15 protein-coding genes are annotated in these 14,263 nt (G+C 36.7%); 12 read left to right on the top strand and 3 right to left on the bottom strand.

Translation table 11 applies throughout. From position 1 onward, the window contains the following. Positions 1–36: 36 nt before the first annotated feature. Positions 37–1,023 (bottom strand): ornithine cyclodeaminase family protein, encoded by a 987-nt coding sequence (locus tag RV04_RS06925; protein WP_071857749.1) that lies wholly within the window; start codon positions 1,021–1,023, stop codon positions 37–39. A gap of 452 nt (positions 1,024–1,475) precedes the next feature. On the opposite strand from RV04_RS06925, the gene RV04_RS06920 reads away from it, so the two are divergent. From RV04_RS06920 to RV04_RS06900, 5 genes are all read left to right on the top strand, one after another. Then, positions 1,476–1,955 carry a rhodanese-like domain-containing protein gene (locus RV04_RS06920; protein WP_071857748.1) on the top strand — a complete coding sequence of 160 codons (480 nt, stop codon included), beginning with the start codon at positions 1,476–1,478 and terminating at the stop codon, positions 1,953–1,955. A 128-nt stretch (positions 1,956–2,083) separates the two neighbouring features. After that, positions 2,084–3,289 carry an MFS transporter gene (locus RV04_RS06915; protein ID WP_071857747.1) on the top strand — a complete coding sequence of 402 codons (1,206 nt, stop codon included), beginning with the start codon at positions 2,084–2,086 and terminating at the stop codon, positions 3,287–3,289. A gap of 104 nt (positions 3,290–3,393) precedes the next feature. After that, positions 3,394–5,043: a hypothetical protein gene (locus RV04_RS06910; protein WP_071857746.1), complete on the top strand. Its 1,650-nt coding sequence runs from the start codon at positions 3,394–3,396 to the stop codon at positions 5,041–5,043. 85 nt (positions 5,044–5,128) lie between these two features. Next, positions 5,129–5,395, top strand: coding sequence for an rRNA processing protein (locus RV04_RS06905; protein ID WP_071857745.1), 267 nt, complete (start codon positions 5,129–5,131; stop codon positions 5,393–5,395). 18 nt (positions 5,396–5,413) lie between these two features. Further along, positions 5,414–6,487 carry a hypothetical protein gene (locus RV04_RS06900; RefSeq protein ID WP_071857744.1) on the top strand — a complete coding sequence of 358 codons (1,074 nt, stop codon included), beginning with the start codon at positions 5,414–5,416 and terminating at the stop codon, positions 6,485–6,487. 40 nt (positions 6,488–6,527) lie between these two features. Here the strand turns inward: RV04_RS06900 and RV04_RS06895 are convergent, their stop codons facing one another. Beyond that, positions 6,528–7,331, bottom strand: coding sequence for a Cof-type HAD-IIB family hydrolase (locus RV04_RS06895; protein WP_071857743.1), 804 nt, complete (start codon positions 7,329–7,331; stop codon positions 6,528–6,530). A 147-nt stretch (positions 7,332–7,478) separates the two neighbouring features. Between RV04_RS06895 and RV04_RS06890 the strand changes: the two genes are divergently transcribed. The 7 genes from RV04_RS06890 to deoC all read left to right on the top strand — a co-directional run bounded on the left by RV04_RS06890 (position 7,479) and on the right by deoC (position 13,119). Then, on the top strand, positions 7,479–8,240 hold the full coding sequence (locus RV04_RS06890) for a MurR/RpiR family transcriptional regulator (RefSeq protein WP_071857742.1): 762 nt from the start codon (positions 7,479–7,481) through the stop codon (positions 8,238–8,240). Between the two features lie 229 nt (positions 8,241–8,469). Next, entirely contained in the window at positions 8,470–9,825 is a 1,356-nt protein-coding gene (locus tag RV04_RS06885) for a PTS sugar transporter subunit IIC (RefSeq protein WP_071857741.1), read from the top strand. Positions 9,826–9,849: 24 nt separating this feature from the next. Then, on the top strand, positions 9,850–11,280 hold the full coding sequence (locus RV04_RS06880; protein WP_071857740.1) for a 6-phospho-beta-glucosidase: 1,431 nt from the start codon (positions 9,850–9,852) through the stop codon (positions 11,278–11,280). A gap of 37 nt (positions 11,281–11,317) precedes the next feature. Continuing rightward, positions 11,318–11,653 carry a PTS sugar transporter subunit IIB gene (locus tag RV04_RS06875; RefSeq protein ID WP_071857739.1) on the top strand — a complete coding sequence of 112 codons (336 nt, stop codon included), beginning with the start codon at positions 11,318–11,320 and terminating at the stop codon, positions 11,651–11,653. Positions 11,654–11,665: 12 nt separating this feature from the next. Beyond that, the gene (locus tag RV04_RS06870) at positions 11,666–11,980 is read left to right on the top strand and encodes a PTS lactose/cellobiose transporter subunit IIA (RefSeq protein WP_071857738.1); all 315 of its coding nucleotides are present in this window, start codon (positions 11,666–11,668) and stop codon (positions 11,978–11,980) included. Positions 11,981–12,114: 134 nt separating this feature from the next. Continuing rightward, entirely contained in the window at positions 12,115–12,414 is a 300-nt protein-coding gene (locus RV04_RS06865; protein ID WP_071857737.1) for a rhodanese-like domain-containing protein, read from the top strand. A 27-nt stretch (positions 12,415–12,441) separates the two neighbouring features. Further along, positions 12,442–13,119: a deoxyribose-phosphate aldolase gene (gene deoC / locus RV04_RS06860; RefSeq protein WP_071857736.1), complete on the top strand. Its 678-nt coding sequence runs from the start codon at positions 12,442–12,444 to the stop codon at positions 13,117–13,119. Between the two features lie 40 nt (positions 13,120–13,159). Here the strand turns inward: deoC and RV04_RS06855 are convergent, their stop codons facing one another. After that, entirely contained in the window at positions 13,160–14,071 is a 912-nt protein-coding gene (locus RV04_RS06855) for a UbiA family prenyltransferase (RefSeq protein ID WP_071857735.1), read from the bottom strand. Between the last annotated feature and the right edge of the window lie 192 nt (positions 14,072–14,263).

Below are 14,263 nucleotides of genomic sequence, written 5' to 3'. Positions count from 1 at the left end.
TTCCTCCAATGGATGTTATAAGATTTTTATTTTTGATTATTCCCAGTTAGTTCCTACGTTTTTCTTCAGCGCAAGTTCGTATATCTTTTGTGCAGTCACTAAATCTTGTGCGCCAATTCCCACAGTTTTAAAGACAATAATATCCTCTTCCGTTTCGCGACCCATAACATTTCCAGTTAAGACTTCACCGATATCGCCGGAAAAATCATCTTTAGTAACTAGCCCATTTTCTAATGGAATCAAAATATCCCCTGCTTCTGCAAGCACTGCTGCTTCAGAATCAAAAAATATTTTTGTTGCTCGTTGTAGGATGACGGGATCCATTTCTTGCATATGTGGTTGATAAGAGCCGACACAGCTGATCGTCGCTCCGGCTTTGACTTTTGTGCCATCAAAAACAGGTGCGGTCGCTGGTGTTACAGTGACAATTAAATCAGCATTTGCAATCGCTTGATCTGAAGTACTAGCCGGCAGTATTTGAGCACCGTATTTATTTAAAGCTGAATTCATCTGAGTAGCGAAAGCTTTTGTTCGTTCAGGATTTTGATCAAATACATAGATTGTTTCTAATTTACGTGCACAGAGCATCGCTTCTAATTGCGCAGCGGCTTGACCGCCTGTTCCAATCAATGCACCGATTATGGCTTTTTTGCGAGCCAAAACATCAAATGCAACACCAGAGGCCGCACCTGTTCGTAGTTGAGTGACAGTCGCTCCATCTAATAACGCATTCACGTATCCAGTTTCTCCGTCGATCAATAAGACCTGTGCGGGTGCTGAAGAAAGACCTTTATCAATATTGTTTGGGAAAATATTGATGATTTTTAGTGCTGCAGCATCTAACTCTGCAGCATAAGCAGGCATAAAAAGAAAGGTTCCGTTTTGCTTTTCTGAAACGATTTGTGTTCTTAAAGGGACGTCAGTTTTGTTCTCCGTGAATAATTGGAACGCTAATTTGTCAGCTGCAATGGCGTCGTCCATCGTAAAAACACTAATAATATCCTCACGTGATAGTAATAGCATGATTTCCTCCTTTCAAATAGGTGATTATATTGAAATTATAAGCGATTACATACCAGAATCATAGTACTTCATAGTAGAATCTATTTTTCAAAAATATAAACTAAAAATGAATTTATATCCTTGTTAATTGTGATTTTATCAAATATTTTTTATTGATTTAAAAGTTTTTACAACAATAATATTCTAATTGAATTGTTATTGAAAATTATGCTTTCTTTTTATATACTCGTAATTAAGAGAACCCTTACATTTTTAGGAGGTGATCGTTTTGCTCAAACGATTGTGACGACGAAACGCCATTTTATGTAGAAGTTCTAAGTGAGTTTGTCCCACTTTATCCCTTATAGAAGACGCTTGTGAAAACGATAACTATAGGTGACTTATAGCTAAGGCGACAGAGTGTACGGACTCATCCGAGCAATGAAAAATATAAATGGAAGAAGGCATCTATGATGAAAAAAAGAGTTAGTGGATTGTTTGTGGTAGTTTTAGCTATTTTTGCTTTGGTTTTAACAGGTTGTCAAAAAAATGAGGCCAAAGAAGATCGAGCGGAGGCCGCAATCGATTGGCAGATGATTTCACCTGAGAAGATGAAAGAAGTCCTTGAAAATGATAATCCATCAGACTATCAAATTATTGATATTCAACCCAAATCAGATTATGCAAAAGGACATCTACCTCATTCAATTAGTGTTCCGGCATATCCAGTCGATACAGAAGAATTAGAAAGATTAGTTGTCGACAGTGCAGACCAATTCAAAGATAGTGATAATCCAATTTATGTTGTCTGTCCTGGTGGAGGCGGAGGTGCAAAACGCACAATCTCATTGTTGATCGATGAAGGAATCGACAAATCACGCTTATTTATCATTGAAAATGGTGCAAAGAAATGGCCATACAAAGATGACTCAAAACTTTGGGTAACAGAATAGCAAAAACAGCCTATGACATTGTTCATAGGTTTTTTTAGTGATCAAATTTTGGATGATTTTCTATGGATAACAAGTATATTTATTTTTATCAGGTATAATAAAGAAACGAATAGTTCTAAGGAGGATATATGGAAAAGTCGAGTCAGGTTAAGTTGAATTTACAGTATATCAGTATGCAAGTTCCTTATTGGATGGGATATTCAGTATTAGGAACCTTCACTTCGGTCTTTTTATTATCACGTGGTTTTACAAACGGACAAATTGGTATCGTATTGTCGTTAGCTAATTTATTGGCAGCGATTATCCAACCGTTCGTGGCATCATTTGCCGATCGAATGGAACGGATACGCTTGTCTCAACTTGCTGCAGTGATGGCTTTATTGCTAGTTATCTTCTCCGGGATGTTACTGGTATTACCAAAAGTCTTTTTAGTAGTAGCATTTATTTATCTTCTACTGTATGCCTGTTTAGTTCTGCTACAACCCCTGACGATTGCAATTGGGACTTTTTTTATTAGTCGAGGATATGGCTTAAATTTTGGTTTGGCTCGTGGCTTAGGATCATTAGCTTTTGCGGGGGCAGCTGCCGTGACCGGTTTGCTGATCGAACGTTTTTCAGCAACGATCATTTTATATTTATTGATCGCTATATTTTTGTTTTTTATAGTTGTGACTTTAGCAATTGATACGCGTCAACAAGGAGGTACTTACTCGGCTTCGTTATCGATAGAAGGTTCGCATCAATCGGATCATTCTGAAACACCGATTGGATTGATCGCATTTGCAAAAAAATATCAGCGTTTCATGTTCCTATTGATCGGGGTATCACTCTTATTTGTTTTTCATACGATCATCAATAGTTATATGTTTCAAATTATGCAGCCATTGGGTGGGACAGAAAGTAATGTCGGCTCGTCTTTATCTGTAGCAGCTATCAGTGAATTACCGACGATGTTCTTTTTCTTTTACTTGCTTCGTCACGTGAGGATTCATTCCTTGATGCAACTTGCAGCGATTTTTTTCTCGATCAAAGCAGGATTGATTTTATTTGCGGGCTCTATTTTTTTGATCAATCTGGCTCAGAGTTTACAGATGTTTGGTTTTGCGCTACATACGATGGCCTCGGTTTATTATACGAATCAAATTATCGCCCAGAAAGATTTAGTTAAAGGGCAGACTTTAATGGCGACAGCTAATACGATTGGGGGGATCGCGGGCTCTTTTCTAGGCGGCCAGATGTTGAGCTTTTTGTCTGTTTCAATGATGCTTTTGATTGGAACAACTATCTCTTTAGCAGGTACAATAATCGTCTGTTTAACAATTGAAAAAAAGTAACCACTGAAAAATGATAGATTTTTTTTTGAAATAGTCGTTTTGTTTCAAATTATCTTCCTAATGGGGTAGAGTTAACCTAGAAATAACCAGTTAGGAAGTTATTTATGAAAAAATATCATTACTACATAATTATCTTAATTATTGCGGGATTATTTGTTCTACCCCAGTTATGGACGCATAAAATGATTTTGGGTGCCGATGCTATTTTTCACTACAATCGTTTTTACGAAACAGCGCAGCAGATAAAAACCGGGCATTTTAGTTATTTCATTTCGATTTTTGGCTTTCAACAATCGGGAAGAATCACCAATGCAGTCTACGGACCAGTATTTGCCTATTTTCAGGGTGTTCTTGTATTACTAGCAGGAAGTTGGTTTCATTATCAAGTTCTCTCAAATTTTCTTGTGTATGTGATCGCTGGTTGTTCGTTATTTAAATTATTGACTTATGCGAAGCTTAATCAGAATACGGCCTTGTTTACTTCAATTATTTTCATGACTACATATAGTATTAATTATTGGGTCTTAAATCAGGGATTTACTAGTTGGGGAACGGCTATCTTGCCACTTTGTTTGATCCCAATCGTTGATTTGAAAAATTCCCGCTTTCCTTTTATCAAAATGGGTGTATCGATGGCTTTGATGACCCAAATCCATATGTTGACGGCAGTAATGTTGGGTTTGATCTATCTACCCTTTTTTATCTCCTACGCAAAGCATCAATGGAAACGGGCGATTATCGATATATTTAAAGCAATTTTTATTTATCTTTGTTTATCCATCAATGTGTGGATCAGTTTGATTGTGATAGAAACAAGCGACCAATTAAAAATGCCTTTCGTCAATGCTCAAATGAGTGAAAAGGCAATTAATTTGAAAGGCTTTTATTGGTTAGAATATCCTGGATGCTTGCGGTTATTATTAGTAATCGGTTTAATCATTTGTTTGGTATACTGGAAAGCTATTTCAACATTTACTAAGCAGCTGCTATTGCTGAGTGGACTATTTTTACTTCTTTCAACTAGCTTGATTCCTTGGACTTGGATGGTGGCGCATCAAATACCGTTTGTCTCCTTGATCCAATTTCCTTTTCGCTTTTTTGCTCCGTTTACAGTTCTCTACTTATTCTTTTTTGCCTCTATCATCCATGAATTGAGAGCAAGAAAAATCCTCTCATTTGTTTTAATTGCCTTAAGTATGCTGAGTATTGGACAAAATTTAAAAAACAATCAACAAGAATTGTCCCTTTGGGAAAGCCGTTCCTTAGTGAGCAAACATACCTTTGTTACAAGTTCTGAAAAAGCAGCACGCCAAAGTTTCTTTTCGAATGATTTAGGGGAAGCTTTGAGAACCGTTCAAAAATCTAGTCCAGATTATTTGCCGATTTATCATGGTGATGCCAATAACAAATATGTTAGCTATGAAGAACAAATATTGGAGCAATCACCAATCTTTTCTAAAACGATCATAGATAATCATTTGGAACTGACTTGGCAAGCAGAAAAGACTGGGGAAATTCAACTGCCAGTAATTCTATATCATTATTCTAAATTAATTTCAGGGACAACAGAAATTACACCGATAAAACGATCCAATATCGGCTTACCAACTATCCAACAAAAGCCTGGAAAAAACACCATTCATCTGCGTTATGATCCACCAAGTTATATGATGTTTGTTTTTATCTTTTGCACGTTGAGCTGGTTTTCATTATTCTTATGGTGTGGGTATCGTTTCTGGCAGCAAAAAAGCTAACTTTGGCTTTCTAAGCAGCTTTCGGTTAAAATACAAAAACAAGAAGTTCTATTTTTGATTGATGAAATAAAAGGAGTGAAAGTGAATGACAAATTATAATAACGAAAAAGAACCACGCTTACGCGGTTCAATGGCACCGAAAACAGATGAGGATGTTGCTTTAGCTGGAACTAATTCAAGTGATACGCAAGATAAACCAGAAGCTTTAGCTGGCGAGATGGCAGGCGGAGAGAAAGAGCCTGCGCAATCTGGCTCAAATGCTGTTGAAGAAGAAACCCCTCATACGTCATTGAAAGATGAAGCGAAAAAAGTAATTAGAGAAATCGAAGAGAAATTTGATTCAAAGAAATAAGTACGAAAGAGTTTAAGCATGGATAATTATTTAGAAATTTATGAGCACTGGTATCCAAGAAGTTATGGCTTGAATGATTATCCGACAGAATGTCACGTAACCTATTCGGGAGCAGCACGAAAAGCACTATTTGAGACACTGACTGAAGACCAGCAAGAGCTAGTTAATCAACAACGTAAATACCAAGTTCGTTCAATGTTCTTACAAAAGCAATATTTGGAAACGTCAGATTGGGAATTTGTTGCATTGAATATTGATGATGACTATGAAAGAGGGATTCGGAGTCAATTAAAGTGTGCTTGTGGACGTCCATTGAAGTATCAATTTGTGATTGAATCAAAAATCAAGCAGCAAGAGATTCGTTTAGGGATCCAGCATTTTAAAGATCATCTAGGAATTTCACAGCAAGTGGCTGAGGAAATCAAAAAAGGTGTAGCACATGTCGATTTGGCACTCGATGAATTGCTCTGGTTGACAGAAAGTGGTCATTGTTTTCCAGAAGATTTGTGGCAACGTTATGTATTTTCGTATTATCGGAATACGACGTTACGCAAACCCTTGCCTTTGAACCAAAAATTGGCAGAACGAATTTTGCATTTTCGCCAAGCAAACATGCCGATCTTTATTGGTGATTATTTAAACGTTTTGACAGAAATCAATCAAGTAGATCGCGAAGTTTTTGATCGTAAAGAAAAGAAATTTCTAGCAAATAAACAAGTATTTGAAACTTACTTGAATGATTTTCAACGGGATATCCAATCTCCGGTTTACTACGAACGACAATTTTGGGGACATAAATTAACGGATTTCATTCAATTAAAACGATATGGAACAGAAGACTATGATGAAGCCAAACAACGTTATTTTGATGACTTGCTCTCGTTTTTAGTAGGTTTAAAAGAGCCAGAAAAAGCCCAAAGAAAAATTCATAGTTTTGAATTATTCCACCAAAAAAAATATGGCAATGCTGAACTGATTCTTTTTATTATTGATAAACATCAAAACTATCAGTTTACCGAAAACTTTTTTTTAGCGATTCCGAAAGTTTATCGTGTCGGTATAAAAAAAGCCATTAAACGTAAACACAAATAAAGAGAACCTGATAAATTTTCGGGTTCTCTTTTTTGTCTCTTTATTTAGTTGCTAGTCTCTTTTCTAAAATCTCTAATACACCAGAAGCATTGTTCGAAGGCGCTCGATGTTTAGCAGTCTTGATTAATGCAGGACTGCTACTTTCCATCGCATAACTATTTTGGGTTAAAGCGAGCATCTCAAGATCATTGTTGGCATCGCCAAAAGCAATCAGCTGATCTGGTTGTAAGTTCCAACGGTCCAGTAACCATTCAAGTGCCCGACCTTTGTTCATACCAGGAATAATAATATCCACACTGCCATGGCCGCTAGCGACAGCTTTGACTTCTCCTTGAAAAGCAGCATTGATTTCGATTACAAAATCTGCAACTTTTTCGATAGGTAGATTCAAGGCGAATTTTACAATCGGATCAGTAGGCAAGTGATCAAAAGAATCTAAGGTCTCTAAACGATGATAATATATTTTTGCGATATCATAGATGTCTTTTGGTGTCGTTTTCAAAATATAGGCAGAAGCGATGCCACAAACAATCACATTTAAGTCCAAATCATGATTTGCTAAAAAAGTTAGCATTCGTTGGACAACCTCAGTAGAAAATTGATTACTCCGCAAAAGTCGATCGGATTCAAACACTAGTGCACCATTTTCAGAGACAAAGGTGATTTGGTCTTGGTGCGTTGGGAAGAAAGATTTTAATTGATAATATTGGTTGCCACTAGCAACGACAAAATGGATGTCACGCTTTTCTAGTTGTTCAAAAATCTGTTTAAAACGAGACACATCATACGTATTATCTGATTTTAAAAAGGTTCCATCCATATCGACAGCAATAGCTTGGATCATTGTGACGCCTCCTTTAGTTCTTTTTGTTAAGAATAGTGTACCTGATTTATCTCATAAGATATACAAAAGTATCGATTAACTGTGTTATTTTTGTTTTATATGGGATAATAATAACCGATTGTAGATTTATTTAGGAGTTGAGAGCATTTGTTTGATTCAGAAAAAGTAAAAGAATTAAACGAGTTAGAACTCGTCGTTTACACCTTTATTATCGAACACTTAGAAGAAGTCAATGGGTTGACGATTCGTGAGCTTTCGGACCATTGCCATGTGTCGACTTCCACCATTTTACGTTGTTTAAATAAGTTAGGTTTTTCAGGATATTCGGAATTTAAGTTCGCACTAAAAGACAAATTGAAACAAGGCAGACAATCTTTTGAAGCTTTTTATGAAGCCAATGTCCATGTGGATGCTTTTTTAAAAAAAGTGAATAATGAGAGTTACCATGCCGTTTTGGACCCGGCGGTTGATTTGATTCTATCGAACAAACACCTTGTCTTTACTGGAATCGGGACCAGCGGTATTTTAGGAACATACGGAGCCCGCTATTTTTCTAATTTACAATTTAATGCGTATTCGATCACCGACCCATTTATTCCAGTTCCTAAACGAGGCTTAGATACGACATTGGTGATTGTTTTATCCGTTTCTGGTCGAACACAAGAACTGATCAAGCAAATTGAGGATTTCAAACGTTATGGAGCAGAAGTATTGAGTATTACCAATGATCAACATTCTATCATTGCGAATATGGCAGATCAAAATATTTCTTATTATATGCCTGATGTTTCTGGTCCCGATCCTACTGATCAATCGATCAACTTAACCACTCAAGTTCCGGTGATCGCTCTCTTAGAAATTTTAGCTCATCAAGCATATCAAAGAGAAAATGATGCGACAGGCGAGTGATCTCCTTGAGCATCATTTTCTTTGCCTTTTTTATCGGTATAAATTGCTAAAAAAGGTAAAAAATTTATTTAAAATGAAAAGTTTGTTTTTTTGTTTGGAACATGTTTCTGTCTGTTTCAGAACTATATCTATTATGCAAACTATCCTTTATGATAAATATGTAAACGGATACATAACATGTGAGTGGCCAATCACTGCAGTAAAATATTTTATTTAAGGAGAATTAAGCATGAACAATTTTATCAATGAGAAATTATTGCCCCCTATTTTAAAATTTGTAAATACAAAAGCAATTACAGCGTTGCGTAACGGGATGCTTTATACCATGCCATTTACGATCGTGGGTTCGGTCTTTCTATTATTAGCAAACTTTCCAATTCCAGCAGTTTCAACTTGGGTAGCGAACAGTGGCTTAGATGTTTATTTTAATGAAGCTTTTGGTGCATCCTTTGCTATTATGTCTATTTTTGCCGTAATGGGGATTGCGAATTCTTATGTAAAAGAAGAAGGGTTTGAAGGATTACCCGCTGGGATGATCTCTTTAGTAGTCTTCTTATTGACACAACATTCAAGTGCTACAAATGCAGATACAAAAGCAGTTGTCACAAATGTGATCGATAAAACTTGGACAGGCGGTCAAGGAATGATCAGTGCGATCTTAGTTGGTCTGTTTGTTGGCTGGGCGTATTCATGGTTCTTAAAACGAGATATCCGAATTAAATTACCAGAACAAGTTCCTACGAATGTAGCTAACTCATTTACAGCACTGATTCCAGCAGCTGCAATCACGACTTTTTCATTAGTTGTCTACATTATTTTTGATAAAGTGTTCAACACAACTGTAGTAGAAGCAATTTATAAAGTGATTCAAACACCGATGCAAGGTGTTACGGATACGTTTGGCGGAGCAATGATGCTTGGGTTCTTAGTTCCATTCTTATGGTTCTTCGGGGTTCATGGATCAACACTAGTTGGTGGTATCATGGGACCAATCTTGCAAGCGAATTCATTAGAGAATACGACTATTTTAAATTCTGGCAAAGAATTAACAGTAGCAAATGGAGGCCATATCGTTACACAACAATTTTTAGATCAATTTATGACCGTGACCGGTGCTGGTATGACAATTGGTATCGTTATGTTTATGGTAATGTTTGCTCGTTCTGCTCAATTCAAACAATTAGGACGCTTAGCATTGCTACCAGCCTTTTTCAATATTAATGAACCCATTTTATTTGCTACTCCGATCGTAATGAATCCATTGATGGCAGTACCATTCATTTTGACTCCGATGCTTTCAGGAGCAATTACGTATTTCTCATTGTATACAGGGTTAGTACCATTATTTACAGCTGTTCAAGTACCTTGGACAACACCACCGATTATTTCAGGCTTCTTAGTAGGCGGATGGCAAGCGGCACTATTGCAAGCCATTGTTTTAACAATGGGCTTCTTTATCTATTTACCATTTGTTCGAAAAGTAGATTCATTGAATTACTTACAAGAACAAGGTGAAAGCATGGAGCAAATTGAAAAAGATTTAGAAACTGGCAACGATAAAGCTGAAGGAAACGTACCAGCTTAATGACGGGATTAAAGGGGTAGACAAATGAGTATTTTTAAAGAGAACTTTTTATGGGGCGGCGCTGTTGCTGCCCATCAACTAGAAGGCGGTTGGCGAGAAGATGGTAAGGGTGTCAGTGTCGCCGATGTAATGACTGTCGGTGCAAATGGTGTGCCACGTCGGATCACCAATGGTGTGATTGAGGGCGAAAATTATCCTAATCATGAAGCCATCGATTTTTATGGTCGATACAAAGACGATGTAAAATTATTTGCTGAATTAGGCCTTAAATGTTTTCGGACATCGATTGCCTGGACACGGATTTTTCCTAAGGGTGATGAAAAAGAACCGAATGAAGCTGGTTTGCAGTTTTATGATGATTTGTTTGATGAATGTTTGAAATATGGAATCGAGCCAGTTATTACGTTGTCGCATTTTGAAATGCCGTATCATTTGGTTACTGAGTATGGTGGCTGGCGCAATCGTAAGATGATCGATTTCTTTGTTCGATTTGCAGAAGTTTGTTTTTCACGCTATAAGGACAAAGTGAAGTACTGGATGACCTTTAACGAAATCAATAATCAAGCAAATTACCAAGAAGATTTTTCCCCATTCACAAATTCAGGTTTGGCATTTGAAGCAGGCGATGATCGTGAGAAGATCATGTATCAAGCCGCTCATTATGAATTGGTTGCCAGTGCTAAAGCCATCGAAATCGGTCATGCGATCAATCATGAGTTTGAAATCGGCTGTATGATAGCGATGTGTCCAATCTATCCTTATTCATGTAGCCCTTCAGATATGATGACCGCAACTGTGGCAATGCAACGTCGTTATTGGTTTGCCGATGTTCATTGCAAAGGACGTTATCCAAGTCACATGCAGAAGTATTTCGAACGCAAACAATTTAATTTAGATATTACAGTAGAAGATGAAGAACAATTAACAAAAGGAACAGTCGATTATATCGGCTTTAGTTACTACATGTCATTTACGGTCAAAGATCATGGTAAAGGACCAGCCTATGATTATGACGAAGCGAATGATTTAGTAAAAAATCCGTATGTGAAAGCTTCTGATTGGGGCTGGCAGATTGATCCAACTGGTTTGCGTTACGCAATGAATTGGTTCAACGATCGTTATGAATTGCCTTTATTTATCGTAGAAAATGGTTTTGGAGCAATTGATGAAATCACAGAAGATGGCGAAATTCATGATGAGTACCGCATCGATTATTTGCGAGAACATATTGAAGCAATGCAAGAAGCTGTTATCTATGATGGAATTGATTTAATGGGATATACGCCCTGGGGGTTTATCGATCTTGTTTCTGCGGGAACAGGTGAAATGAAAAAACGTTATGGATTTATCTATGTTGATAAAGATAATGAAGGAAACGGGACGCTTGATCGTAGTAAAAAGGATTCGTTTCATTGGTTCCAAAAAGTGATTGAGACAAATGGAGAAAAACTTTAAACATATTCCGATCAATAAATGAAGGAGCTAGTATTCTATGAGTAAAAAAACGATTATGCTTGTTTGTAATGCTGGAATGAGCACCAGTATGCTCGTGACAAAAATGCAAAAGGCAGCGGTTGCGCAAGCCATCGATGTAACTATTTTTGCGACTGCAGCAGCCGAGGCAACAAATAAGTTGCAAGAACAAAAAATTGATACGGTTTTGTTAGGACCACAAGTCCGATTTATGCAAAAGCAATTTGAAGAAAAATTAACACCATTAGGCATTCCGATTGATGTCATTAATATGACAGATTATGGCATGATGAATGGTGAAAAAGTTCTAGGCCAAGCAATCGCCATGATTCAATCAGTTAAAATAAATAGTTAGGAAGTGAGCACCGTGCAAGAGGAAAATTTAGAAGCAGTCATGGGTTTGATTATCCATGGGGGCAATGCTAAAAGTAACGCCATGGAAGCAATTCAAGAAGCAAAAAATGGGGAATTTACAGTAGCAGACGAAAAAATCAAAGAAGCTGAAAAATCACTAGTTGAGGCACATCATTCGCAAACAGGATTATTAACGAAAGAGGCCCAAGGTGAACAGCTAAACTTAAATCTCTTGACGGTCCACAGTCAAGACCATCTTATGACATCGATTGCTTTTACCGATTTAGCAAAAGAAATCATCGATGTCTATCGTAAAATTAGTGCATAAGAAATCCCTCTCCATGATTCTCCTTAAATCATGGAGGGGGATTTTTTTGGCTTAAAACTAGTTTTTTGACAAAAAGACCAAAGTCATGAAAAATGAAGGATAGAAAGAGGCTAAGAGACAGGGGAGAAAGAAAAATGGAACGTTCAATCAGTATGGAAGAATTTTATGACTTAACGCAAAAACAACAGCTCAATATTTTTGATATCCGAGAAAATAAAGACTATCAACAAGGTCATATACCAATGGCTCAAAATTGGCCCTTAAGCAATTTAGACATTGCAGAACAGCAATTAACGAAAGATCAGAAATATTATTTGATTTGTCAAACAGGCAAACGTTCAGCAATGGCTCAAGAATATTTAGCCGGTCAAGGTTTTAATGTGACTAGTGTAGCTGGAGGGACAACAGCTTGGCCAGGGGAACTTAGCAAATAAAAGAATTTAATCGAAAGGAAGTTACCGATGATTGCCTTAGAAGAATTAGCTAATATGATCGACCATACATTGTTAAAAGCAGCTGCTCAAAAAAATGAGTTTAAAAAATTATGTGAAGAAGCCGATTCGTATGGGTTTAAAATGGTAGCGATCAATTCATATCCTGTAAAGATGTGCCATACTTTTCTAAAAGATAGCCCGGTGCATGTCGGTGCTGCTATCGGATTCCCGTTAGGACAAACAACGATCGAAGCGAAAGTCTTCGAAGTACAAGATGCCATTAAAAATGGCGCTAATGAAATTGATTACGTAATAAATATTGGTCGATTGAAAATGGGAGATTTGGCGTATATAAAAAGAGAAATGCAGGCCATCGTAAGGGCGTCTCGTAAAGGGAAGATACTTAGCAAGGTGATCTTAGAAACTTGTTACTTATCAGACGAGGAGAAAAAAGCAGTTTGCTTGATCGCAAAGGAAGTAAAACCTGATTTTGTCAAAACGTCGACCGGCTTTGGACCAGCTGGAGCTACTACTACCGATGTTTTATTAATGAAAAAAACAGTTGGTGCTGCCGTAAAAGTCAAAGCGGCTGGTGGCATTCGTGATCTATCTACGGCACTGCAAATGATTGACGCAGGAGCTGAGCGCTTAGGAACTAGTTCTGGTATAAAAATTATTGAAGAATATCGCTCTTTAGTTAACTAAAAATATAGAAAAAACCGCCTGATTTAGACGGTTTTTTTGTCTATAAAAAGAGCGAACCAATAAAATAAAGAACAGGATAAAGGACCATAATGGCCGACATTGCTTTTAAAACAATTGGGAATGTTTTTTTCTTATCTTGTATGGTTCGGTATTCTTTCAATTGGGACCAATTTTTTGGAAATAACAATAGTAAGAACAGAACCGTCCAAGGTGCTAATCCGGTAAAAACAAGAACCAACAACCAAATAAAGCTAAAAGCATAAACGCTCAGTAGGACGTTCACAGCTAATGGTTTGCCTAAATAATAAACCAAAGTTTTGCGATGATTTTCGATGTCTTCTTCTAAATCGCAAGTATTATTGGCTAATAAATTATTAAACATCATCAATACAAGGGGCAAACTGATCAAAAATACTTTACCGATCATTGGCCAAGTGAGTGTGTAGTCTTGGTAGATGGCTAAATAATAGCTGATCATAGGAATAAAAAAGCCACTCGCAGTTCCCGTTAATGCTTCAGCAATAGGCAAGCTGTTCAAAGGACGCCGTCCATAGGAATAAAATAAACCGATATAAAAACCAATGACCCCTAAGACACCAATGACCCAATTGGTATGCCAAACTAAAATGATCCCTAGTAGAAATGACATCGCTAAACTAAATAAATAGATATTTCTAACAAATCGGATATCTAAGTGGTCACGTCCGATAATATTTGTTTGTTGCTTGTAATTTTCATCAGAAGCATTTTTATAGTCCATATAATTATTGAAGATATTTACAGTGATATGAAACATTACAATAATTAAAACAAAGAGAAAGAAAGCCGGACTTGGTAAACTATTCAATTGAAATTTAGCAATAGCATAACCTAATAAAATAATAAATAAGTTCAACGGAGCAGTATAGATTTCAGATAACTCCCAAAATTGTTTGAAGCTAAGTTGTTTCAAAATAATTCTCCTTTCGATTCAATCAATATCAAAGGTATCGATTATTTTGGAGAATGTCCACTAGTTTGCCCCTAATTGATGAAAAGGGTTTCTCGTGTTTTTGTCTTTTTGCCAAATAATGTTCGTGTTTTGCTGTTTTTGTACATTGCTATTTACTTATTAGTCAGTTTATTATATGATAATCAACGTTGT

The organism is Enterococcus hermanniensis (assembly GCF_001885945.1).
GTDB lineage: Bacteria > Bacillota > Bacilli > Lactobacillales > Enterococcaceae > Enterococcus_A > Enterococcus_A hermanniensis.
Note: the sequence above shows the minus strand (reverse complement) of the source record. Positions and strands in the feature narration are given on the sequence as shown.